At 62.7% G+C, this 23176-nt stretch carries 19 protein-coding genes; 6 read left to right on the top strand and 13 right to left on the bottom strand.

What is annotated here, in order from left to right; all coding sequences use genetic code 11:
* Positions 1 to 6: 6 nt before the first annotated feature.
* From bglA to NKJ20_RS15985, 10 genes are all read right to left on the bottom strand, one after another.
* Complete coding sequence (gene bglA / locus NKJ20_RS16030) at positions 7 to 1635, bottom strand: beta-galactosidase BglA (protein ID WP_352745224.1); 1629 nt, start codon at positions 1633 to 1635, stop codon at positions 7 to 9.
* Positions 1625 to 3658, bottom strand: coding sequence for a glycogen debranching protein GlgX (gene glgX, locus NKJ20_RS16025; protein ID WP_352745222.1), 2034 nt, complete (start codon positions 3656 to 3658; stop codon positions 1625 to 1627). Before glgX ends, bglA begins: the two co-directional genes overlap by 11 nt.
* Positions 3658 to 5286 carry an alpha-D-glucose phosphate-specific phosphoglucomutase gene (locus NKJ20_RS16020; protein WP_352449096.1) on the bottom strand — a complete coding sequence of 543 codons (1629 nt, stop codon included), beginning with the start codon at positions 5284 to 5286 and terminating at the stop codon, positions 3658 to 3660. Before NKJ20_RS16020 ends, glgX begins: the two co-directional genes overlap by 1 nt.
* A gap of 3 nt (positions 5287 to 5289) precedes the next feature.
* A complete protein-coding gene (glgA, locus tag NKJ20_RS16015; RefSeq protein WP_352449097.1) occupies positions 5290 to 6735 on the bottom strand; it encodes a glycogen synthase GlgA in 1446 nt (481 codons plus the stop codon).
* A gap of 3 nt (positions 6736 to 6738) precedes the next feature.
* On the bottom strand, positions 6739 to 8004 hold the full coding sequence (glgC, locus tag NKJ20_RS16010) for a glucose-1-phosphate adenylyltransferase (protein WP_352745220.1): 1266 nt from the start codon (positions 8002 to 8004) through the stop codon (positions 6739 to 6741).
* A gap of 35 nt (positions 8005 to 8039) precedes the next feature.
* Entirely contained in the window at positions 8040 to 10253 is a 2214-nt protein-coding gene (glgB, locus tag NKJ20_RS16005; protein ID WP_352569906.1) for a 1,4-alpha-glucan branching protein GlgB, read from the bottom strand.
* A gap of 145 nt (positions 10254 to 10398) precedes the next feature.
* Positions 10399 to 12867, bottom strand: coding sequence for a glycogen/starch/alpha-glucan phosphorylase (locus NKJ20_RS16000; protein WP_352745219.1), 2469 nt, complete (start codon positions 12865 to 12867; stop codon positions 10399 to 10401).
* A gap of 175 nt (positions 12868 to 13042) precedes the next feature.
* The gene (locus NKJ20_RS15995; RefSeq protein WP_352745216.1) at positions 13043 to 13831 is read right to left on the bottom strand and encodes an ATP-binding cassette domain-containing protein; all 789 of its coding nucleotides are present in this window, start codon (positions 13829 to 13831) and stop codon (positions 13043 to 13045) included.
* On the bottom strand, positions 13828 to 14910 hold the full coding sequence (locus tag NKJ20_RS15990; protein ID WP_023679302.1) for an ABC transporter permease: 1083 nt from the start codon (positions 14908 to 14910) through the stop codon (positions 13828 to 13830). The genes NKJ20_RS15995 and NKJ20_RS15990 overlap by 4 nt, the downstream gene beginning before the upstream one ends.
* Before the next feature lie 88 nt (positions 14911 to 14998).
* Positions 14999 to 16015, bottom strand: coding sequence for a sugar ABC transporter substrate-binding protein (locus tag NKJ20_RS15985; protein WP_352449223.1), 1017 nt, complete (start codon positions 16013 to 16015; stop codon positions 14999 to 15001).
* A gap of 231 nt (positions 16016 to 16246) precedes the next feature.
* On the opposite strand from NKJ20_RS15985, the gene NKJ20_RS15980 reads away from it, so the two are divergent.
* From NKJ20_RS15980 to NKJ20_RS15955, 6 genes are all read left to right on the top strand, one after another.
* On the top strand, positions 16247 to 17476 hold the full coding sequence (locus NKJ20_RS15980; protein ID WP_352743124.1) for an ROK family transcriptional regulator: 1230 nt from the start codon (positions 16247 to 16249) through the stop codon (positions 17474 to 17476).
* A 2-nt stretch (positions 17477 to 17478) separates the two neighbouring features.
* On the top strand, positions 17479 to 17925 hold the full coding sequence (locus NKJ20_RS15975) for an RbsD/FucU family protein (RefSeq protein WP_352618617.1): 447 nt from the start codon (positions 17479 to 17481) through the stop codon (positions 17923 to 17925).
* Complete coding sequence (locus tag NKJ20_RS15970) at positions 17922 to 18845, top strand: carbohydrate kinase family protein (protein ID WP_352745213.1); 924 nt, start codon at positions 17922 to 17924, stop codon at positions 18843 to 18845. Before NKJ20_RS15975 ends, NKJ20_RS15970 begins: the two co-directional genes overlap by 4 nt.
* Before the next feature lie 253 nt (positions 18846 to 19098).
* Complete coding sequence (locus tag NKJ20_RS15965) at positions 19099 to 20241, top strand: DegT/DnrJ/EryC1/StrS family aminotransferase (protein WP_352745212.1); 1143 nt, start codon at positions 19099 to 19101, stop codon at positions 20239 to 20241.
* 18 nt (positions 20242 to 20259) lie between these two features.
* Positions 20260 to 20466, top strand: a complete 207-nt coding sequence (locus NKJ20_RS15960; RefSeq protein WP_352490787.1) for a hypothetical protein — start codon at positions 20260 to 20262, stop codon at positions 20464 to 20466.
* A gap of 12 nt (positions 20467 to 20478) precedes the next feature.
* A complete protein-coding gene (locus NKJ20_RS15955; protein ID WP_352745209.1) occupies positions 20479 to 21498 on the top strand; it encodes an LLM class flavin-dependent oxidoreductase in 1020 nt (339 codons plus the stop codon).
* A 51-nt stretch (positions 21499 to 21549) separates the two neighbouring features.
* Here NKJ20_RS15955 and NKJ20_RS15950 read toward each other — a convergent pair whose 3' ends face one another.
* The 3 genes from NKJ20_RS15950 to NKJ20_RS15940 all read right to left on the bottom strand — a co-directional run bounded on the left by NKJ20_RS15950 (position 21550) and on the right by NKJ20_RS15940 (position 23084).
* Positions 21550 to 22032, bottom strand: a complete 483-nt coding sequence (locus tag NKJ20_RS15950; RefSeq protein WP_352745207.1) for an RES family NAD+ phosphorylase — start codon at positions 22030 to 22032, stop codon at positions 21550 to 21552.
* Positions 22029 to 22463: an antitoxin Xre-like helix-turn-helix domain-containing protein gene (locus tag NKJ20_RS15945; protein ID WP_352449224.1), complete on the bottom strand. Its 435-nt coding sequence runs from the start codon at positions 22461 to 22463 to the stop codon at positions 22029 to 22031. The genes NKJ20_RS15950 and NKJ20_RS15945 overlap by 4 nt, the downstream gene beginning before the upstream one ends.
* 69 nt (positions 22464 to 22532) lie before the next feature.
* Entirely contained in the window at positions 22533 to 23084 is a 552-nt protein-coding gene (locus NKJ20_RS15940; RefSeq protein ID WP_352745204.1) for a CDP-alcohol phosphatidyltransferase family protein, read from the bottom strand.
* Between the last annotated feature and the right edge of the window lie 92 nt (positions 23085 to 23176).

Here is a 23176-nt window from a genome sequence, read left to right as displayed (position 1 = left end):
TAGAGTTCAGCCGATCCGGCCGAGGAAGCAGCCCAGCGGCGGCAGCGACAGAGTTTTTTCCTGCAAGACGCCGGCAGCACCGCCAAGATCTCTCGGCTCTATCGCTTCCAGATCCGGTGGCAATTGCCAGCCGGCCGGCACGTCGGCGAAATTGAAAACACACAGCAGCTTTTCGTCACCGCCTTCGCGAATGAAAGCAAGGACGTCGCCTTCGGCATCGAGGAACCGGATCGAGCCTCGAACCAGCGCCGGATGCTGCTTGCGCAAGGCCAGCATCGCCCGGTAGCTCGCCAGGACGGAGGTTTGCTCGCCGTCCTGGACGTCGACCGCCTGGGCGCGATGGCTTGCCGGGACCGGAAGCCACGGCTTGCTGGTCGAAAAGCCGGCATTGTCGGCGCCAGCCTCCCAGACCATCGGCGTTCGGCACCCATCCCGTCCCTTGATTGCCGGCCAAAAGCGGATGCCGAAGGGATCGCGCAAATCCTCGAACGCCAGTTCGGCCTCCTCCAGCCCGAGTTCTTCGCCCTGGTAGAGGCAGATCGATCCGCGCAGGCAGGAAAGCAGCACGATCGAGAACTTCGCCACCCTGTCCGGATCGCCGCCCGGACTTGTCCATCGACTGACATGGCGCACGACATCGTGGTTGGAGAACGCCCAGCAAACCCAGCCGTCGAATACCTTACTCTCGAAGGCCTCGACACAGCCACGCACATGCGACGCCGAGAATTGCGGGCCGAGCAGGTCGAAGGTATAGGACATTTGGAGCTTGTCGCCACCGCCGGTATAGGCGGCGAGTGTCTGCAAGGAACGAGTTTCGTCGCCAATCTCGCCGACAGCGACGCGGCCTTCATATTCGTCAAGCAAGGCCCGGAAGCGCCTGAGGAAAGCAAGGTTTTCCGGCTGGCTCTTGTCGAACAGATGCTCCTGATAGAGATAGGGGCTGGTTGCCGTATTGGTGCCGGCGACGCTTTCCGCCAAAGGCGGGTTGCTGCGCAGCCAGCGGTCGTGGACGTAATAGTTGACCGTATCCAGCCGGAAACCGTCGACGCCGCGCTCGAGCCAGAACCGCACCGTTTCCAGCAAGGCGTCCTGCACCTGCGGGTTGTGGAAATTCAGGTCCGGCTGCGAGGCGAGGAAATTGTGCAGGTAATATTGCCTGCGCGTTGCGTCCCATTCCCAGGCCGGGCCGCCGAAAAGCGACAGCCAGTTGTTGGGGGCGGTGCCGTCGGGCTTCGCATCGGCCCAGACGTACCAGTCGGCCTTGGGGTTGTCGCGGCTCGTGCGGCTTTCGACGAACCATTCGTGCCGATCCGACGAATGCGACAAGACCTGATCGATGATCACCTTCAGGCCGAGCCGGTGTGCCTCGGCAACCAGCGCGTCGAAATCCTCTGATGTGCCGAACATCGGATCGACGGCGCAGTAATCCGAAACGTCGTAACCCATATCGGCCATTGGCGACTTGAAGAAAGGCGACAGCCAAACCGCGTCGACACCGAGCGATGCGACATGGGCCAGCCTCGAGGTGATGCCGCGGAGATCGCCGCTGCCGTCGCCTGTCGTATCCTGGAAGGAGCGCGGGTAGATCTGGTAGATGACGCAGCCGCGCCACCATTCGGCATTGTCAGCCATCATGGCTCTCCCCTGCGCCCGCCCGCGCTGTCCTGCTTTCGATCATGAACAGGACCGTTCGCCCAGGCACCGGCCGCGAGATATCGCTACTATCCGGTTCGATAGCTGGGCGCCAAAGAAAACCCGCCCGTTCCGGCAGCGTGAACATGCAGGCCCGGCGGTCGCCGTTGATGATCACCGCAAGGCGACTGTTCTCACCGCTCCCGAGAATCATGACCAGCCGGTGCCGCCTGGCATCGTGCCAGGCGGCCTCGTCGAGCGGCATGCCGGTTTCCGTCAGCCAGGCTACGTCTGGGATTTCCGAGCCCGCAGGCGGTTCTCCGGTCAGGAATGTTGTGTCCAAGAGCGCCGGCACGGCACGACGCATCTTGGCGAGCAGAACCGTGTACAGCTCCAGCGCCCGGTCGCGCCCGGCCCAGTCGAGCCAGGTGATGTCATTGTCCTGCGCGTAGGCGTTGTTGTTGCCGCGCTGCGTGCGGCCGAACTCGTCGCCGGCCGTCAGCATGATCGTGCCGCGCGAGGCAAAGAGCGTCGCCAGCAGCGCGCACTGGTCATCGAAACGGGCCGTAACGATTGACTGGTCGCCGGTCTCGCCCTCGAGGCCATTGTTCCAGGACAGATTGTCGTCGTGGCCATCGCGGTTCTGTTCGCCATTGGCCTCATTGTGCTTGTGCTCATAGGCAACGATATCGGCCAGCGTCATGCCGTCATGCGCGGCGATGAAGTTGATGCTGCGGCTCGTTGTCCGGCCCGGTTTGGCAAAGACATCGGACGAACCGGCAAGCCGCGTCGCCAAGGCACCGATAATGCCGCCGTCGCCGCGCCAGAAACGGCGGATATCGTCACGGCATTTGTCGTTCCATTCGAGGAAGGGCGGCGGAAAATTGCCGAGCTGATAGCCATCCGATCCGATATCCCAAGGCTCGGCGATCAGCACCCGGTCGCCAAGAACAGGATCTTTGCGAATGGCGTTCAGCAGCGGCGCATCGGCGTCGAAAACGCCGTCGACGCGGCCGAGGATCGGCGCCAGGTCGAAGCGGAATCCGTCGACACCGGCGCGCTGGACAAAGTGGCGAAGCGTGTCGAGGACCATTTCCCGGACGACCGGATGCTCGCAGGCGAGCGTATTGCCGGTTCCGGTGTCATTGACCAGAGCGCCGTCCGGCTCGTGCCGATAATAGGCGCGGCTGTCGAGGCCGCGCAGCGACAATGTCGGGCCGAGCCGGTCGCTTTCGCCGGTGTGGTTGAACACCAGGTCGAGAATGGTGCCGATGCCGGCCTGGTGCAGCGCGGCGACCGTTCCGCGCAACTCGGCCAGACCGTCGGGCGCCAGTCGCGGATCGAGCGCCATGAAGGTCACCGGATTATAACCCCAGGCGTTGCGCAGCCCGAGCGGCGGCAAATGCCGTTCGTCGATCGATGCAGTCACCGGCATCAACTCAATGGCTGCCACGCCGAGTTTTTGCAGATGCTCGACAACAAGGGGGTGAGCGAGCGCTGCAATGGTGCCGCGTTGCTTCTCGGGAATGTCGGGATGCAGCTTTGTGAAGGCGCGTACCGGCACTTCGTAGATAAGGCCGCCGGGCCGAAACAGCGGCGGCAAGGCGGGCAAGGGTTCCGGCAAGGCGCCGGCGATTGCTTTCGGCATCAGCGGCGCCGTGTCGGCCCCCTCGCCCCGGCGCGCGGCTAGCCGGCCGTCATAGGCATAGGGCCTGTCGATCTCGACGGCATAGGGATCGGCCAGCAGCTTGTCGGGATCGAACCAGAGACCGTGTTCCGGCGCGTAGTCGCCATCGGCACGGAACCCGTATCGGGTGCCGGCGGCGAGACCGGCAACAAAAAGTGCGTGGACGCCCTCGCCTTCCGACTGGAGTTCCAGCCGGTCGATTTCGCGGTTGCCGCGCGCGTCGAAGATCGAGACCCAGATGCGCCGAGCCAACGAGGACCATGCGGCGAAGCGGATGCCGCCCTCCCCGGCAAGCCCGCCAAATCGCGGACGATAGCCGGCGGATAGTCCCGACGACATCAGGTGATGACGCTCGGCTTGGCGCGGCCGGCGTGGCTGCGAATCCCGGCAATGTCGTCGGCCGCCGCGATCAGATCGGCAAGCGCCTCCTGGGTGTCGAGATCGTGGCGGTTCGTGTCCGGCTCGTAGCGCTCGACATAAAGCCGTAGCGTCGCGCCCGAGGTGCCGGTGCCGGACAGGCGGAAGACGACGCGTGAGCCGCCTTCGAACAACACCCTGATGCCCTGGTTCTTGCTGACCGAGCCGTCGACCGGATCGTGATAGGCGAAATCATCGGCGCTGGCGATCGTCATGCCGCGCACGCTGGTGCCAGGCAGCGAGCCAAGCTTGGCCCGCAGTTCGTCGACAAGCGCGTTGGCACGGTCGGTCTCGACCTCCTCGTAGTCGTGGCGCGAATAGTAGTTACGGCCATAGGCCGCCCAATGCTGGGTGACGATCTGCTTGGCGCTTTCGCCGCGCACGGCAAGGATGTTAAGCCATAGAAGCACAGCCCACAGGCCGTCCTTTTCGCGGACATGGTTGGAGCCGGTCCCCGCACTCTCCTCGCCGCAGATCGTTGCCATGCCGGCATCGAGCAGATTGCCGAAAAATTTCCAGCCGGTCGGCGTCTCGTAGATGCCGATGCCGAGCTTTTCGGCGACCCGGTCGGCAGCACCGCTGGTCGGCATCGAGCGGGCGATGCCTTTCAGCCCGGCCTTGTAGCCCGGCGCCAGATGGGCGTTGGCGGCGAGCATCGCCACCGAATCAGACGGGGTGATGAAAATTCCCTTGCCTATGATCAGGTTGCGGTCGCCGTCGCCATCCGAGGCGGCGCCAAAGTCTGGCGCATCCGGCCCCATCATCTCGTCGTAGAGGTGTTTCGCATGCACCAGATTGGGATCGGGATGATGGCCGCCGAAATCCGGCAGCGGAATGAAATTGCGGGCGGTGCCGTTGGGCGCGCCGAGCCGGTTTTCGAGGATCTCCTTGGCGTAGGGGCCGGTCACCGCATGCATGGCGTCGAAGCGCATGCGGAAGCCCGACTTGAACAGCGCCCGCAATGCGTCGAAATCGAACAGGCTTTCCATCAGTTCGGCATAGTCGGCGACAGGATCGATGATTTCGACGGTCATGTCCCCCGTCTTGACCGTGCCGATCGTGTCGATGTCGACCTGCCCGATATCGGCGATCTTGAAGCTTGAAATCGCCTTGGTTTTTTCGAAGATCGCGTCGGTCAGCTTTTCCGGCGCCGGGCCGCCATTGCCGGCATTGTACTTGATGCCGAAATCCTCATGCGGGCCACCCGGATTGTGGCTGGCCGACAGGATGATGCCGCCAAAGGTCTTGTATTTGCGGATGACATGCGAAGCGGCCGGCGTGGACAGGATGCCGCCCTGCCCGACCATCACCTTGCCGAAGCCGTTTGCCGCGGCCATGGCGATGGCCTTCTGGATGACCTCGCGGTTATAGAAGCGGCCGTCGCCGCCGATCACCAGGGTTTTGCCCTCGAACCCGTCCAGCGCATCGAAGATCGACTGGACGAAGTTCTCGGCATAGTGCTCCTGCTGGAACACCGGGACCTTTTTACGCAGCCCGGAGGTGCCGGGCTTCTGGTCGGGATAGGGTTTGGTGGCGACGGTGCGGATCATCAGTCAGGCAGCCCTTTTCGAAAGCAGCAAGCGATAGTGTTGGACATATTTTTCGGCGCTTTTGTCCCACGAAACGTCGGCCTTCATGCCTTGCCGCTGCATCGACGTCCACACTGCGGGATTGGCATGCGCCTCGACAAGGCGGCGGACGGCGTGCAGCAAGGCGCCGGCATTGGCGGGCGCAAACTGGAAACCGGTCGCCACGCCGGCAGAGATGGCGGCTTCGTTGGCATCGATGATCGTGTCGGCAAGGCCGCCGGTGCGCGCGACCACCGGCACGCAGCCATAGCGCAGGCCGTAAAGCTGTGTCAGCCCGCAAGGTTCGAAGCGCGATGGGATAATGATGGCGTCGCTGCCGCCCTGCATGGTGTGGGAGAGTCCCTCGTCATAGCCGACGACGACGCCGATGCGGCCGCGATGGCGGGCTGCGGCGGCAAGCAACGCGCCTTCCAGCCCAGCGTCGCCAGACCCAAGGATTGCCAGCCGTGCACCTGCCGCGACGATGCCGTCGACGGCCGCAGCCAGTATGTCCATGCCCTTTTGCCAGGTCAGCCGGCTGACGACGCAGACGATCGGGCTGTCATCGCGATCGAGGCTGAAACGGTCCTCGACCGCGGCCTTGTTGGGCATTCGCGCCTTCAGCGTCTTTGCGGTGTAGTTGGAGGGTAGATGCTTGTCGGTTTCCGGGTTCCATATCTCAGTATCGATGCCGTTGACGATGCCATGGAGATCGACGGAGCGCATGTTGATCAGGCCGTCGAGGCCCATGCCGAATTCGGGCAAGCGGATTTCCTGCGCATAGGTCGGGCTGACCGTGGTGATCGCCCAGGCGGCCTGCAGGCCGGCCTTGAGGAAGCCGACGCCGCCGTAATATTCGACGCCGTCGAGCGCCATAGCCGCCGCCGGCAGGCCAAGCTCGCCAAAGATGCCGGCGCCGAACTGACCCTGGAAGGCGAGGTTGTGCACGGTGATCATCGACGGCGTGCCGACCGCCTTGCCGTAGCGCATGTAGGCAAGCGTCATTGCCGACTGCCAGTCATGGGCATGGACGATATCCGGCAGGTAGCCCGAGATCGCACCGCCGGCAATATCACCGCCTACCTGGCTCAGGGCCGCGAACCGCCGCCAATTGTCCGGCCAGTCGGCGCCTGTCGCGTTGCCGTATGGGCCGCCGGGACGGTCGAAAAGATGCGGCGCGTCGAGCACGAACAGGTCGAGGCCGGCGATCTGGACGGCGTGCACCGACGCCTTGCCGCCCTGCAGCAGCGGATATTGCTGAACCGCCTTCTTTTTCTTGAAGGCGCCCATCACCTGCGGGTAGCCGGGGACGAGCGTGCGCATGGTGACGCCCTTGCCGGCCAATGCCATGGGCAAGGCGCCGGTTACGTCGGCGAGCCCTCCGGTCTTGACCAGCGGAAAGATCTCGGGCGCCACCGACAGAACCTGCATGCACTACGATCCCAGCCTGTTGATCATGTCCTGCGTGACCAGGCAGATGCCTTTTTCCGAAACGCGGAAACGCTTGGCGTCGAGGACGGGATCCTCGCCGACCACCAGCCCCTCCGGAATCCTGACGCCGTGATCGATGACTACGCGCTTCAGCCTGGCGTTGCGGCCGACATGGACGTCGGGCAGCATGACGACCTCCTCCAGCGTCGAATAGGAATTGATGCGCGCGCCGGTGAAGATCAGGCTTCGCTTCAGCGAAGCGCCCGAAACGATGCAATCGCCCGACACGAGAGACGACACAGCCGACCCACGGCGGCCATCCTCGTCATGCACGAACTTTGCCGGCGGCTTCAACTCGGCGTAAGTCCAGATCGGCCAGTCGCGATCGTAGAGGTCGAGTTCCGGCGTGATGTCGGTCAGGTCGATATTGGCTTCCCAATAAGCATCGACCGTACCGACGTCGCGCCAATAGGCCTCGTTCTCGGCGGTCGAGCGCACGCAGGATTTGGCGAAGCGATGGGCGATCGCCTTTCCGTGCTCGACGATGTAGGGGATGATGTCCTTGCCGAAGTCGCGGCTCGAGCCGGGCTCCGCCGCATCGCGACGCAATTGCTCCATCAGGAACTTGGTCTTGAACACATAGATGCCCATCGAGGCCAGCGCAAAATCCAGCTTGTCGGGAATGCCCGGCGGATCGGCCGGCTTTTCGATGAAGGAGATGATGGTGTCCTTGGGATCGACATGCATGACGCCGAAGCCGGTGGCTTCCATGCGCGGCACTTCGAGGCAGCCGACGGTGACATCGGCGCCGGCCTCGACATGCTGGCGCAGCATCATTTCGTAGTCCATCTTGTAGACGTGGTCGCCGGCCAGGATGACCATGTATTCCGGCCCATAGGCCTCGATGATGTCGATGTTCTGGTACACGGCGTCGGCGGTGCCCTCATACCATTGCGTTTCCGACACACGCTGGCTGGCCGGCAGAATGTCGAAACTCTCGTTGCGCTCGGGCCGCAGGAAGTTCCAGCCGCGCTGCAGATGGCGGATCAGCGAATGCGCCTTGTACTGGGTGGCCACGCCGAGGCGGCGGATACCGGAATTGAGCGCATTGGAGAGCGCGAAATCGATGATGCGGGTCTTGCCGCCGAAATAGACCGCCGGCTTGGCCCGGCGGTCGGTCAGTTCCTTGAGCCGGCTGCCACGGCCGCCGGCCAGCACATAAGCCATGGCGTCGCGTGCCAGCGGCTGTGTTCGTTTTATTTCAGCCATTCCTATCCTCCCAGGTTAGATGCTCCAGACATAGCTCAGTCCGGGACGAATTCGAGCATGATCGTCGACAGCGGCGGCAAAAGCATCGTCGCCGAAATGCCTCCTCCTTCCGCCTGAGCCTCGACGCCGCCGCTATTGCCCTTGCCGGAACCGCCATAATCCGTGGCATCGGTGTTGATGATCTCGCGCCATTTTCCGGCGTGCGGCAACGGCACGCGGTAATTGTCGCGCGGCACCGGCGTGAAGTTGGAAATGACCGCGACCGGGTTGCCGCCCGGCGCGCTGCGCAGCCAGGCAAATACTGAGTTCGCGCTGTCGTCGACGATCAGCCAGGAAAAGCCCTCCGGCTCGCAGTCGCGGGCATGCAGCGCGGGGCGCGAGCGGTAGAGATAGTTGAGATCGCGCACCGTCTGCCAGACGCCGCGGTGGAGCCGGAAATCGAGCAGGTTCCAGTCGAGCGCGCGCCCCTCGCTCCACTCGCGGCGCTGTGCGAACTCCTGGCCCATGAACAACAGCTTCTTGCCGGGATAACCCCACATGAACGCGTAATAGGCGCGCAGCGTCGCGAATTTCTGCCAGTCGTCGCCGGCCATCTTATTGAGCAGCGTGCCCTTGCCGTGCACCACTTCGTCATGGGACAGCGGCAGCACGAAATTCTCGCTGAAGGCGTAGACCAGACCGAAGGTGATGTCGTTGTGGTGATGCTTGCGGAAGATCGGCTCCTTGGAGAAATACTCCAAAGTGTCATGCATGAAGCCCATGTTCCATTTAAAACCGAAGCCCAGTCCGCCTTCATGCACCGGCTGCGAGACTTTCGGCCACGAGGTCGATTCCTCGGCGATGGTCATCACACCTGGATGGTGGCCGTAGACCTCCTTGTTCATACGCTGCAGGAAGCTGACCGCTTCGAGGTTCTCCCGCCCGCCCTTCTCGTTGGGAATCCATTCACCGGCCTTGCGCGAATAATCGAGATAAAGCATCGAGGCGACCGCATCGACGCGCAGTCCGTCGACGTGATATTTCTCGGCCCAGAACAGCGCATTGTTGACCAGGAACGAAATCACTTCGCGGCGCCCAAAATTATAGATCGCGGTGTTCCAGTCGGGATGGAAGCCCTTGCGCGGATCGGCATGTTCGTAGAGCGCGGTACCGTCGAACTTTGCCAGACCGTGTTCGTCAACCGGGAAATGCGCCGGCACCCAGTCGAGGATGACGCCGATGCCTGCACGGTGGGCGCCGTCGACGAAGCGGGCAAAACCGTCCGGATCGCCAAAGCGGGCAGTCGGCGCATAGAGACCCGTCGTCTGGTAGCCCCAGGACGGGTCATAAGGGTGTTCGGAGATCGGCATGAATTCGATGTGGGTAAAACCGGTCTCGACCACGTAAGGGATCAGCCTGTCGGCGAGCTCATCCCACGACAGGAAGCTGCCGTCGTCGTGAAGCCGCCATGACCCGGCATGGACCTCGTAGATCGATACGGCTTCGCGCCTGTGGTCGGCATTGCGCCAGTAGTTCCGGTGCGCCTCGTCACCCCATTCATGCGCCGGCGGCAGTGCCGTCACCGAGGCGGTGGCCGGGCGCAGTTCGGACTTGAAGGCGAACGGATCGGCTTTGAGCGGCAATCTCACGCCATCCGGCCCGATGATTTCATATTTATATGGGCGGCCAGCGCCGATGTCGGGAATGAACAGCTCCCAGATGCCGGTGTCGCGGCGGACGCGCATGGTATGCCTGCGGCCGTCCCACTCGTTGAAGTCGCCGACCACCGAGACGCGCCTTGCATTGGGCGCCCACACCGCAAAATGCACACCCGATGCACCTTCATGGTCGATGAGATGGGCGCCGAGCTTGTCGAACAGCCTGAGATGCGACCCTTCGGCGATGTAATAATCGTCCATCGGGCCGAGCACGGGACCGAAGGAATATGGATCGGTCAGCCACCAGTCACCGCCGGAATTCCTTGCGTGATAGCGCAGCGGCTGGCGTTTGCGCAGCGACAGTTTGCCTTCGAAGAAACCGCGGTCGTCGCGTCTCGACAGCTCGCCGGCCTTCTTGCCGGTCAGCGTATAGGCGGTGACGAACTCGGCATGAGGGACGAAGCAGCGGGCGACAAAGCCCTTTCCCGCCTCATGCACACCAAGCACGGCAAACGGATCGCCGTGCGTGCCGGCGACAATCGCCGCGACATCGCCGGCTGGCGCCAGTCCGTCTGGCCCGCTTGTCGCAACGGTCGCGCGCGGCTTGCTCATCAGGCAGTGACCCTCCCCGGGCACCAAGTGTATGTTTCTAGTGAAGTTTTGAATTCGACATTCGCATGCCGCCTTACCCTCCAAGGGATGCGAGGTCAAATCCACTCCACTAGGGCCACATTGTTCGTGGCCTCATGCAATCATATCAGGCGGGCACGTGCCAGATGTCTTTCGCATATTGGCGGATCGTGCGGTCGGACGAGAACCAGCCGACGCGCGCGACATTGCGGATGGCTCTGGCGTACCAGTCCGGGCTGTTGCGCCAGACGGCATCGACGTCGCGCTGGGTGGCGGCGTAGGCATCGAAATCCGCGGCGATCATGAACCAGTCGCTCTGGTAAAGGCCGTTGATCAGGTCGCGATAACGGTCCGGATCGTCAGGTGAAAAGACTCCGGACGAAACCGCGGCCAGCGCCTGCGCCAATTCAGGCGATCCCTCGATCACAGCGCGCGGATCGTAACCATTGTTGCGTCGCTCGGCGACCTCATCGGTGGTCAGGCCGAAGATGAAGATATTGTCGTCGCCCACGCATTCCTTGATCTCGACATTGGCGCCGTCGAGCGTGCCGATGGTCAGCGCGCCGTTCAGCGCGAACTTCATGTTGCCGGTGCCGGACGCTTCCATGCCGGCGGTCGATATCTGCTCCGAAAGATCGGCTGCCGGCATCATGATCTCGGCAAGGCTGACATTGTAGTTCGGCACGAACACCACTTTCAGCAAACCGCGCACCGCCGGGTCGCGGTTGATGACCCGGGCGACGTCGTTGGCAAGTTTGATGATCAGCTTGGCGTTGTGATAGCTGGGCGCCGCCTTGCCGCCGAAGAATTTGACGCGGGGCATCCAATCGCGCTCCGGATGCGAGCGGATCTGGTCGTAAAGCGCGACCGCTTCGAGAATGTTCAAGAGCTGGCGCTTGTATTCGTGGATGCGCTTGACCTGGATGTCGAACAGCGCCGACGGGTCGACCTTGATGCCGAGCCGGTCGGCAACGAGATTGGCAAGCCTCGTCTTGTTCGCCCGTTTGACGGCGGCGAACTTGTCGCGGAAGGCGGCGTCCTCGGCAAAAGGATCAAGCCGCTTTATCTCGTCGATGTCGTCGAGGAAGCCGTCGCCAATCGCCTCTCGGGTGAGTGCAGTGAGGCCGGGATTGCACTGTATCAGCCAGCGCCGCGGCGTGATCCCGTTGGTCTTGTTGTTGATGCGATCCGGGTAGAGCCTGTGGAGGTCGGCAAACACCGTCTCCTTCATCAATTCCGTATGCAGTGCCGACACGCCGTTGATCGAGTGCGAGCCGACAAAGGCCAGATTGCCCATACGCACGCGGCGATCGCCATTTTCCTGGATCAGCGAGATGCGGCTGATCTGCTCGTCCGAGAACTGGTCGGAGGCGCGCGCTTCGAGCAGCACCTCGGCGTTGATGGCGTAGACGATCTGCATGTGGCGCGGCAACAGCCGCTCGAACAGCGGCACGGGCCAGCTTTCCAGCGCTTCGGGAAGCAGCGTGTGGTTGGTGTAGCCGAAGGTGCGCTTGGTGATGCTCCAGGCCTGGTCGAAATCCATGCCGTGGACATCCATCAACAGGCGCATCAGCTCGGCTACGGCGATGGCCGGATGGGTGTCGTTGAGATGGATCGCCGCCTTGTCGGGCAGCGATTGCAGGTCGCCATACTGGCTGAGATGACGCTGGACGATGTCCTGCAGCGAGGCGGTGGAGAAGAAATACTCCTGCCTGAGCCGCAGCTCCTGGCCGGCCTTGTGGGAATCGGCCGGGTAAAGGACGCGCGACAACGCATCGGCCTTGTTGCTTTCGGCGAGCGCGCCGATGTGATCGCCGGCGTTGAACTTGTCGAGCAGGATCGGGTCGACCGGCATGCCGGACCACAGACGCAGCGTGTTGACGCGGTTGGCCCGCCAGCCGACAACCGGCGTATCATAGGCGACTGCCAGAACATGTTCGGTCGGCTTCCAGACGTAGCGCTCGAGCCGGCCGTCCTTCGACGTGACCGATTCTACCGAGCCGCCGAAGCCGACCTCGAAGGAGCGTTCGCGGCGCTCGAACTCCCAGGGATTGCCGTGATCGAGCCATGTCTCGGGCAGTTCCACCTGCCAGCCGTCATGGATCTCCTGCCGAAACATGCCGTTGGCGTAGCGGATGCCGTAGCCATGCGCGGGGATATTGACGGTCGCCATGCTTTCCATGAAGCAGGCGGCGAGCCGGCCAAGACCGCCATTGCCAAGGGCAGCGTCCGGTTCGAGCGCTGCAATGATGTCGAGGTCGACGCCAAGCGACGACAGCGCCTCGCGCATATTGTCCATCAGGCCGAGATTGGAGAAGGCATCGCGCATCAGGCGGCCGATGAGGAATTCCAGGGACAAGTAGTAGACGCGCTTTTCCTGCTGGGCGTAGGCCTCTTGGGTCGCCTGCATCCAGTGATCGACTATGCGGTCGCGTACAACCTTGATCGAGGCGGTGAGCCAATCGTACTGGGTTGCAACGTTGGTGCCCTTGCCGACCCTGTATTTGAGGGCTTGCAAGACTTCCTCGGCGAGCGTCTTGGGATCCGGGTTTTTGAGCGTGGGCAGAGGAGCTTCGGTTGTCATCGCGCGCGTCATGCTGCCTCTCGTGACGTTGCCAGGATCATGCGGCTTTCACCATCTCTGCCAATGCTAGTGCATCCCACCGGATGTTCAATCGATTCGGGTGATCGCAAGCCGGGTTGCCCTGCGGCAATTTGGCATTTGGAAACAGCGCGTTCGGGTCCCTCGGCGATGGGCCTCAAGTTCTTGCTCAAGCCGCCAGCGCCGCTTCCGGCGGCACCTTGGCGCCAGTCATGAAGGCGACGGCGTCGGACATCGTATACTGCTTCGGATCGATGACGCACAGGCGACGGCCCAGCCGATGAATGTGGATGCGGTCGGCCACCTCGAAGACATGCGGCATATTGTGTGAAATCAGCACGATAGGCAGGCCTCGGCGTTTGACGTCGAGTATGAGTTCGAGCACGCGGCGGCTCTCCTTGACGCCGAGCGCGGCCGTCGGCTCATCCATGATGACCATCTTCGAGCCGAAGGCGGCGGCACGCGCCACCGCCACGCCTTGGCGCTGGCCGCCGGAGAGCGTTTCCACCGCCTGGCTGATGTTCTGGATCGTCATCAGGCCAAGTTCGGTGAGCTTGTCGCGGGCACGCTTTTCCATCGCCGGACGGTCGAGCATGCGCAGCCATTCGCCGAGGAACCCGGACTTGCGGATCTCGCGGCCGAGGAACATGTTGTCGGCGATAGACAGCGCCGGCGACAGAGCCAGGTTCTGATAGACGGTCTCGATGCCGGCCTCGCGCGCCTCCATCGGTGATTTGAAGGCAATAGGCTTGCCTTCAAGCCGTATCTCACCTTCGTCCGGGGTGACCGCTCCGGAAATGGCTTTGATAAGCGACGACTTGCCGGCGCCGTTGTCGCCAATGACAGCAAGGATTTCGCCCGGATAGAGGTCGAAGTCTGCGCTGTCGAGAGCGGTGACGCGGCCGTAGCGCTTGACCAGGCTGCGCGCGGTAAGGATCGGTTCGTGAGTCTGGTTCATGCCGAGATCTTCCTGATCCACTGGTCGATACCAACAGCGATGATGATAAGGGCGCCGACGGACAATTGCGTCCATTGCGGATCTGTCCCCCAAAGCCTGAGGCCGAGCGCGAACACGCCGACGATCAGCGCACCGAAGATGGTCCCGAGGATGGAGCCGCGGCCGCCGAACAGCGAAGTGCCGCCGATCACCACGGCGGTAATCGAATTGATGTTCTCGAACTGCCCGGCCTGCGGCGAGACCGATCCGATGCGACCGATCAGGGCCCAGCCGGCGATGGCGCAAATGATACCAGTCAGCGTGTAGACCGCGACCAGCATCCGGCTGACGCGCACACCCGACAGCTCCGCGGCCTCCGGGTCGTCGCCGACCGCATAGACATGCCGGCCCCACGCGGTGTGATTGAGCACGTACCAGGCAATTGCCGCCATGATCAGCACCAACAGCACGCCATAGGTGAAGACGGCGCCGCCGATCCTGAACGATCCGCCGAAAAACTGCAGCAGCGGCGCCGTCGTCTCGAGATCCTGGCTGCGGATGGTCTCGTTACCGGAATAGATGAAGTTGATGGCAGCGTAGATCGACCAGGTGCCGAGCGTCACGATGAAGGGCGGCAGTTTCACCCAGGCGATGAGAATGCCGTTGATCAAGCCGCAAATCGCGCCGACAAGCAGCCCGACGGCAACGGCCACCGGCGCTGGAACACCGTAATGCATGGCAAACTGGCCCATGACGACCGAACTCAGCACCATGATGGCGCCGACGGACAGGTCGATGCCGGCGGTGAGCACCACCAGTGTCTGCGCGATGCCGACCATGCCGGTTATCGCCACCTGCTGGAGGATCAGGGTGAGGGTGAAAGGAGAAAAGAAGCGTCCGCCGACGACGACTGCGAACAGAGCCACCGAGATGATCAGGATGATCAGCGGCACCATGGCAGGGCTTTTGTGCAAGCGGTGCTGGATGCTCTCCAGCGTCGAGCGGGAATGCGTCTCGAATGAAGCGACGCTGGTGTCGCTAGTGGCCAGGACCGTCTCGAATTCCTGCGGTCCCTTGCTCCTGGTTGTTTCGACGCTCAAGTCGACCTCCCGCCTGTGATGTGGAGCGGCCGAAACCGCTCCACATTCTCTATTGTTCTTTTGAAGTTGAGCCGATCAGGGGATCAAATCAACCCCAGCACTTGCTGAGGCCTTGCTTCGTGTCGATGGATTCGATGCCGGCGGCAGGCTTGTCGGTGATCAGCGTCACGCCGGTGTTGTAGAAGTTCAGACCGGGCGACGGCTCAGGCTTCTTGCCGCTGTCGGCAAAGGTCTTGATCGCCTCGATGCCGAGCGAGGCCATGAGCAGTGGATATTGCTGTGAAGTGGCACCGATCACGCCCTCGGCAACGTTCTTGACACCCGGGCAGCCGCCATCGACCGAGACAATCAGGACGTCCTTCTCCTTGCCGACGGCCTTCAGCGCCTGGTAGGCGCCCGCGGCCGCGGGTTCATTGATGGTGTAGACGACGTTGATATCCGGATCCTTCTGCAGGCAGTTCTCCATGGCAGTGTGCCCGCCATCCTCATTGCCGCTCGACAGATCGTGACAGACATTGCGTGCGTCGGTTTCGTCGCCGATCTTGTTGGGGTCGCCGAGGTCGATGCCGAAGCCCTTCATGAAGCCTTGATCACGCTGCACGTCGACGGAGGGCTGGCTGGCGATAAGATCCATGTAGGCGATGTGCGCGTCCTTGGCCTTGTCGCCCAAGGTGGCCTTTGCCCAGGAGCCGATAAGCTCGCCGGCCTTGAAATTGTCGGTCGCAAACGTCGCATCGGCGGCGTCGGCAGGCTCGAGCTGGGTGTCCAGAGCGATCACCAGCACCCCTGCATCACGCGCCTTCTTCACCGCCGGCACGATGGCCGCAGTGTCGGTGGCGGTGATCAAAATACCCTTGGCGCCGTCGGCGATGCAGGATTCGATCGCCGCAACCTGGCCCTCATTGTCGCCTTCCGCCTTGCCGGCGTAGGCCTTCAGATCGACACCAATTTCCTTGGCTTTCGCGGCGGCACCTTCCTTCATCTTGACGAAGAAGGGATTGGTGTCGGTCTTGGTGATCAAGCAGGCGCCGACCCCGGCGGCCGATGCCGTCGATGCAAACGCCATCAAGCTCAGTCCGGCCGCGGCAAACACGGTGGATTTCAACAGTTTTGACGTGGTCACGATTTTCCTCCCATGGAACCATTTTAGGATGCCGGCCAACCGGCATCTGCAGCGCGTCCGACGAAATCTCCCAGTGTCGACGCCGATCTCAAGAGACACCAGTCCGCCAGCACTGTCAATAATTAAATCACTCTTATTTATTATTGACATCGCAGGATTGTTCACCCACTCTAGACCAAAAGCATTGAGGGGAAAACGACGGGAGGAACAGGGGTGGAGACCGGCGTTACGAGGCACGGTTCGCCCGATGCGGCCGAAAGCCGTCTGCACCGCGGCACCAATCAAAGCGGCATGCGGGACCACAATGAGCGGCTGGTGCTGTCGCTGGTGCGTCAGCATGGCAGCCTGGCCAAATCCGATATTGCGCGCATGACGGGCCTTTCGGCGCAGACAGTGTCCGTCATCATGCGCGAGCTGGAGGAGGACGACCTGCTCGTCCGCCAGGCGCCGTTGCGCGGCAAGATCGGCCAGCCCTCGATACCCATGGCGCTCAATCCCGACGGCGCCTATTTCATCGGCCTGAAGATCGGCCGCCGCAGCGCCGAGCTGGTGCTGATCGATTTCCTCGGCAATGTGCGCTCGATGCTGCAGCATTCATACCGCTATCCGGCGCCGCGCGAGACGGTAGAATTCGTCACGAGCGGCATGAAGAAGATGCGCAGCGAACTCACCCCTGCGCAGGACAAACGCATCGCCGGGCTTGGCATCGCCATGCCGTTCGAATTGTGGAACTGGGCCGATACCGCCGGCGCGCCGCGTGAAATCATGGACGAATGGCGCCATCGCGACATCCGCGCCGACATCCAGGCGCAATGCGAATTTCCAGTCTATCTGCAGAACGACGCCACCTCGGCCTGCGGCGCCGAGCTCGTGTTCGGCCACGCGGCGGGTGCGGCACGCGATTTCGTCTACTTCTATATCGGCGCCTTTGCCGGCGGCGGCATCGTGCTGAACGGCCGGCTGTTTGGCGGCCCGACCGGCAATGCCGGCGCGCTGGGCTCAATGCCGGTGCCCGGGCCGGACGGCAAGCCGACGCAGTTGATCGACGTGGCGTCGATCGCCATGCTGGAAAAGGCGCTCAACGCGCGCGGCATCGAGGCCTCGCATCTGTGGACATCACCGGGGGACTGGGGCGAGATCGGCGCCGAGCTTGACGACTGGATCGCCAGCGCCTCGCAGGCGCTTGCCTATGCCATCGTTTCGGCCTCCTCCGTCATTGACTTCGAAGCCGCGGTAATCGACGGATGGATGCCGCTTGCCGTGCGCAGGCGGCTTGTCGATGCCGTTATCCAAGCCATCGGCCGGATCGACGGCGAAGGCCTGAGGCTGCCGGCCGTTCGCGAGGGAACCGTCGGCATCCATGCGCGGGCGCTGGGTGGCGCCAGCCTGCCGCTGTCGGAGCGCTTCCTCATCGGCTCGACCACGATTTCCCGGAGCTTCTGAGCATGCTGATCGGCATCCCGGCGCTGCTCGGCCCCGAGCTTCTGGCGATATTGCGCGCCATGGGCCATGGCGACGAGATCGCCTTGGTCGACGGCAACTACCCGGCCGAGCAGCAGGCACAGCGGCTGATCCGCGCCGACGGTCATCATCTCGTCCCCGTGCTCGATGCGGTATTGAGCGTATTGCCGGTCGACGATGCCGTGCCGCACGCGCTGTTTCGCGCCTCGGCCAAAGGCGATCCCCTGCTCGCCGATCCGGTTCACCATGAGATGGAAGCGATCTGCGCCAGGCGTGCGCCGGGCCGCAAGGTGGTTGCGCTTGCCGGTGCCGACTTCTATGCACGGGTCAAGGCCGCGCACGCGATCGTCGCGACGAGCGAGCCGCGCCTTTATGCCAACATCATCATTCGCAAGGGCGTGATCTATCCGCCGGAAAGCAAGACTTCATGATCCTCTGCTGTGGCGAAGCCCTGATCGACATGCTGCCGCGGACCACGACGGAGGGCGAGCCGGCCTTTGCGCCCTATGTCGGCGGTGCCGTCTTCAACTCGGCCATTGCGCTCGGCCGGCTCGGAGCGCCGGCCGGCTTCTTCTCCGGCCTGTCGTCGGATCTGTTCGGCGGGCAGTTCAGGGAGGCGCTGGGGGCCAGCAAGGTCAGTTCCACCTATGCGCACACCTCGCCGCGGCCGACCACGCTCGCCTTCGTGCGGCTCACCAACGGCCAGGCGACCTATACATTCTATGACGAGAACACCGCCGGACGCATGCTGACCATCGAGGACCTGCCGGAACTCGGCAGCGAGATCGAGGCCATGCTGTTCGGCGCCATCAGCCTGATCTCGGAGCCGGCCGGATCGGCCTATGAGGAGTTCATGCGGCGCGAGCATGAGCGCCGCGTGATGATGCTCGACCCCAACATCCGGCCAAACTTCATTCCCGACAAAGCCAAGCACCTCAGGCGCATCCGCGGCATGATGGCGATGGCCGACATCGTGAAACTGTCGAACGAGGATCTGAACTGGTTCGGCGAAGCCGGCTCGCATGAGGACGTCGTCCGCAACTGGCTGGAGCGCGGTCCGAAGCTGATCGTCGTCACCCATGGTAGCGAGGGCGCGGTCGGTTACAGCAGCCAGCACCGGGTCACCGTCGTGCCGGACAAGGTCGAGGTGGTCGATACGGTCGGCGCCGGCGACACATTCAATGCCGGCATTCTTGCCTCCTTGCACGAACAGGGTCTGCTGTCGAAGACGGCAATCGCCAGTTTGCCGGAAGAAGCCATCCACAAGGCGCTGACGCTCGGCGCCAAGGCCGCGGCGGTGACGGTATCGCGAGCCGGCGCCAATCCGCCATGGCGGCATGAAATCGCCTGACCGGCTGGCAACAGGCTCGCGGACCGCTTGCCGGCGATCACTTTATGTTTCGCCCAGCCAGTGGGGCGGGATACAAAGGCCACATCAAGCATGCCGAAGCCCGGATTTCCCCGCGTTTAAGAGGGCAGATCGGAAACCAGAGGTAACAGGCTGCGACACTTGAGCAATTCAGGGTTTTGCCCTGCGGCTTTCTCGGCCGTGCCAAGTCTGCTACCAGCGGCCGGTTATCTGGCTAAAACCGTTTGAGGCCGACATGCAGTTCATCGATCTTGGCGCGCAGCGCGAACGCATCCGCGACAGGCTGAAGGCGGCAATCGACCGCGTCGTCGACGAAGGCCGCTATATTCTCGGACCTCAGGTCACCGAATTCGAAAACAAGCTCGCCGCCTATATCGGCACCAAGCATGTGGTCGCTTGCGCCAACGGCACCGATGCGCTGCTGCTGCCGCTGTTTGCCGCCGGCATCGGCCCGGGCGACGCGGTGTTCGTGCCGAGCTTCACCTTCGCCGCCACGGCCGAAGTGGTGGCGCTGACCAAGGCCGAACCGGTGTTCGTCGATGTCGATGCCGACAGCTACAATATCGACGTCGCCAGCCTCGAGGCGGCAATCGCCATGATCAAGGCGGAGGGCCGGCTGAGGCCGAAGGCAATCATTCCCGTCGACCTGTTCGGCCTCGCCGCCGATTACGAGGCGATCATGGCAATCGCCGATCGCGAAGGCCTGATGGTCATCGAGGATGCGGCGCAGGCGACCGGCGGCTCGGCTCACGGCAAGATGTGCGGCTCGTTCGGCACCGTCGGCTCGACCAGCTTCTATCCGGCAAAGCCGCTTGGCTGCTATGGCGACGGCGGTGCGATGTTCACCAATGACGATGCGCTGGCCGAACAGCTGCGCTCGTTCGCCTTTCACGGCAAGGGCGAAACGCAATACGACAATGTCCGCGTCGGCATCAATTCACGGCTCGACACGCTTCAGGCGGCGATCCTGATAGAGAAGCTGGCCATCCTCGAGGACGAGATGGTGGCGCGGCAAGCGGTCGCCAATCGCTATGCCGAAGGTCTCGGCGATATCGTCAAGGCGGCGCGCAATCTGGGCGGCGGCCGCTCGGCCTGGGCGCAATACGCCATCGAAACGCCGAAACGCGACGGGCTCAAGGCACATCTCGGTGAAAAGGGCATCCCGTCGGTCATCTACTATGTGAAACCGCTGCACAGCCAGATTGCCTATCGCGATTATCCGCGCGCGCCGACCGGCCTTGCCGTTTCGGAAGAGCTGCCGAAGCGCATCCTGTGCCTGCCGATGCATCCCTATCTGAGCGAGGCTGACCAGGACCGGATCATCGAAACGATCCGTAACTATATCGGCTCGAATTCGGCGCATGTTGCGGCGGCATAAATTCGAAAGCTTCGAAGCATGGTCGCGGAATATATCGACGAGTTCATCATGTTCTGCGCCGGGTTGTGGATGGCTGGCGTCGGCTTCGGATTTCTCGCGGACCCGTTCCAAGCTCGCCCAGGCCAGCAGCAAGCATGGTGGACCAACTTTGGGACTCGCTTCAAATGGATGGGACCGCTGTTGATCCTCATCGCGATAGCGCTCGCATTCGCGGCGCCTTCCTAGGCTGGCTATTTCATGAAGAAGATTGGTTTCCTATCGTTCGGGCACTGGACGCCCTCGCCGCAATCGCAGACGCGGACGGCATCCGACGCGCTTTTGCAGTCCGTCGAGCTGGCCGTCGCGGCCGAGGAACTGGGTGCTGACGGGGCGTATTTCCGCGTGCATCATTTCGCCCGTCAGCTCGCCTCGCCCTTCCCGCTGCTGGCGGCGGTCGGCGCAAAGACCAGCCGAATCGAGATCGGCACGGCGGTGATCGACATGCGTTACGAGAACCCGCTCTACATGGCCGAGGACGCCGGCGCCGCCGATCTGATCGCCGGAGGGCGTCTGCAGCTGGGCATCAGCCGCGGCTCGCCGGAGCAGGTAATCGAGGGATGGCGCTACTTCGGCTACGCCCCGCAAGAGGGCGAGAGCGATGCCGACATGGCACGCAGACACACCGGAGTGCTGCTCGAAGTGTTGCTGGGCAAAGGTTTTGCGCAGCCTAATCCGCGGCCGATGTTTCCCAACCCGCCCGGCCTGCTTCGCGTCGAACCACACTCGGAGGGCCTGCGCGAACGCATCTGGTGGGGCGCCGCCACAAACGCGACCGCCGAATGGGCGGCGAAACTGGGGATGAACTTGCAGAGCTCCACGCTCAAATTCGATGAAGGCGGAAAGCCGTTTCACATCCAGCAGGCCGAACAGATCCGGGCTTTTCGTGAGGCCTGGAAGCCGGCCGGACACACGCGCGAGCCGCGGGTGTCGGTGAGCCGGAGCGTTTTTGCGCTGGTCGACGATCGCGACCGGGCCTATTTCGGCGGCAACCAGAGCGGAGATCATTTCGGTTACATCGAGGCAGACAGGCGCGCCGTCTTCGGCCGCTCCTATGCCGCCGAACCGGACGTCCTGATCGAGCAGCTAAAGGGCGACGAAGCCATCGCCGAGGCCGATACGCTGCTGCTTACCGTCCCCAACCAGCTCGGCGTCGACTACAATGCCCATGTCATCGAGGCGATCCTGACCCATGTCGCCCCCGGCTTGGGCTGGCGCTGACGAGTTTGAACAATCGACGCCGCAGGCAGGAACCTGCCCCTCCTGACCTGCTCAGGAGCCGAACAGGCGACTGTCCCAATATACGGGTTGATGCAGGCTGGCTGTGATCAAGGCAAACTCCGGATGGGTCGGATTGATCAACACGTTGTTGTCGAGGCGAGCCACGACGCTTGGCACGATCAAGATCGCGCTGCGGCGCTCGACATACCACGTCTCGCCGAATTCCTTGCTCACCTTTGCCGTCATCATATCCCACCCCGGCAGCGACGGCTGCGAAAATATCTCGTAGCTTAGCCCGCGCGGAACCATGATCTGGACGTAGTGCTGGTTGGGCGGCAGTCTGCCGCTGCCGTGCACCAGCTTTTCCAGCAACGCTGTCGAATAGTGCTCGCTGGTGTAAATCACTGGGCTGCCAGGCGTGTTCCAGCGGCCGGGCGCGATCGTCGAGCCCGTCGCGTCAAAGATCGGATAGGTGCCGGCAGGATCGCCGATCCTGAAGCACGGCAGCGTCCGATCGAGTATTTGCGCCATCAAGCGGCAGTGCCGTATTTCAGGCCTGCAAGGATATCGATCACCAGCTCGGCGCCGATCTCGTTTTGGATGACCATTTCGATCGGGCGTCGGTCTTCCAGCATGGGATGAGGTCGAAATAGAAAGTCACGAGCCTGATCTTCGATCTTCCAGACGTCGAGGGCCAAGTCCCATGCGCGAGCCACCCGTGCTACCCGCATGCCCTCCTCCGAAGACAGTCGAAGAGCGCCCCTCTTGCGACGTTCATAGGTTGCCTTTGGAACGAGGCGGTATTTGAATTGGGCATCGGCCGGTGCCAGCAATTGTGAGACGCGTTCCAGCGCGCCGATTGGCAATCCGCCTTCAATTCGAGCCATCAGCCCGAATGGCGACCGTGCAGCCGTTTCCTTGGGCGACAGCCCCAGCACGTCGGCTATATTTCCAAATGCTAACATCTCTGCTTCCCATTCATATGAAGCAGTATATAGCCTCACATGAGGCTGAATTCAAGCGTTCTTGCGGTCTCACGGCTGCTTGCCGTCGGCTCGTTTAAGCATCGCAAATGCACGACTGATCCGTTGTAGCGCTGTGGCGTTGGCCAGCACTGCGTACAGCGAGAACCCACCCGCCAGAATCCAGGGCGAAGCCGCGCCCATGGCGGTAGCAACTCCGTCGGCGGCGAGCAGCACGCAAATGAACACCAGACGTTCCATCCGCTCGAAGAAATCCGGCCAACCGTCGTTTTTCACAGGGATTTCCAGCGCCGTCCGCGCCTTGGCGTAACTGGTGAGGATCCCGCCCGCAAATGCGAACATTGCGATCGCCCACAGATCGGCGACCCAGCCGATAGCCGCAAAGACGGCCAATTCCTGATAACGGTCGACGACGGCGTCGAAATAGCCACCGGCCTTGGTGCTCATATTTGTCCGGCGGGCGACCGCACCGTCCAGCGCGTCGAAGGTGAAGGCAAACGCCAGGCAAAGGCCAAAGGCAAGACTTGAATGGTGATAGACATAGGCGGCCGACGACAAGGCGACGAGCACGAGCCCGCTAGCCGTAACCTGGTTCGGCGTCATGCCGATCCCGATCAGCGGAGAGGCGGCCTGCTCCCATAGCGGGTCGATGCGACTTTTCATGAGACCGGCGATCATGGCGGCTCCTCTGATGA

This window comes from Mesorhizobium sp. M0185 (assembly GCF_040322175.1).
In the GTDB taxonomy this organism is placed as follows: Bacteria; Pseudomonadota; Alphaproteobacteria; order Rhizobiales; family Rhizobiaceae; genus Mesorhizobium.
Note: the sequence above shows the minus strand (reverse complement) of the source record. Positions and strands in the feature narration are given on the sequence as shown.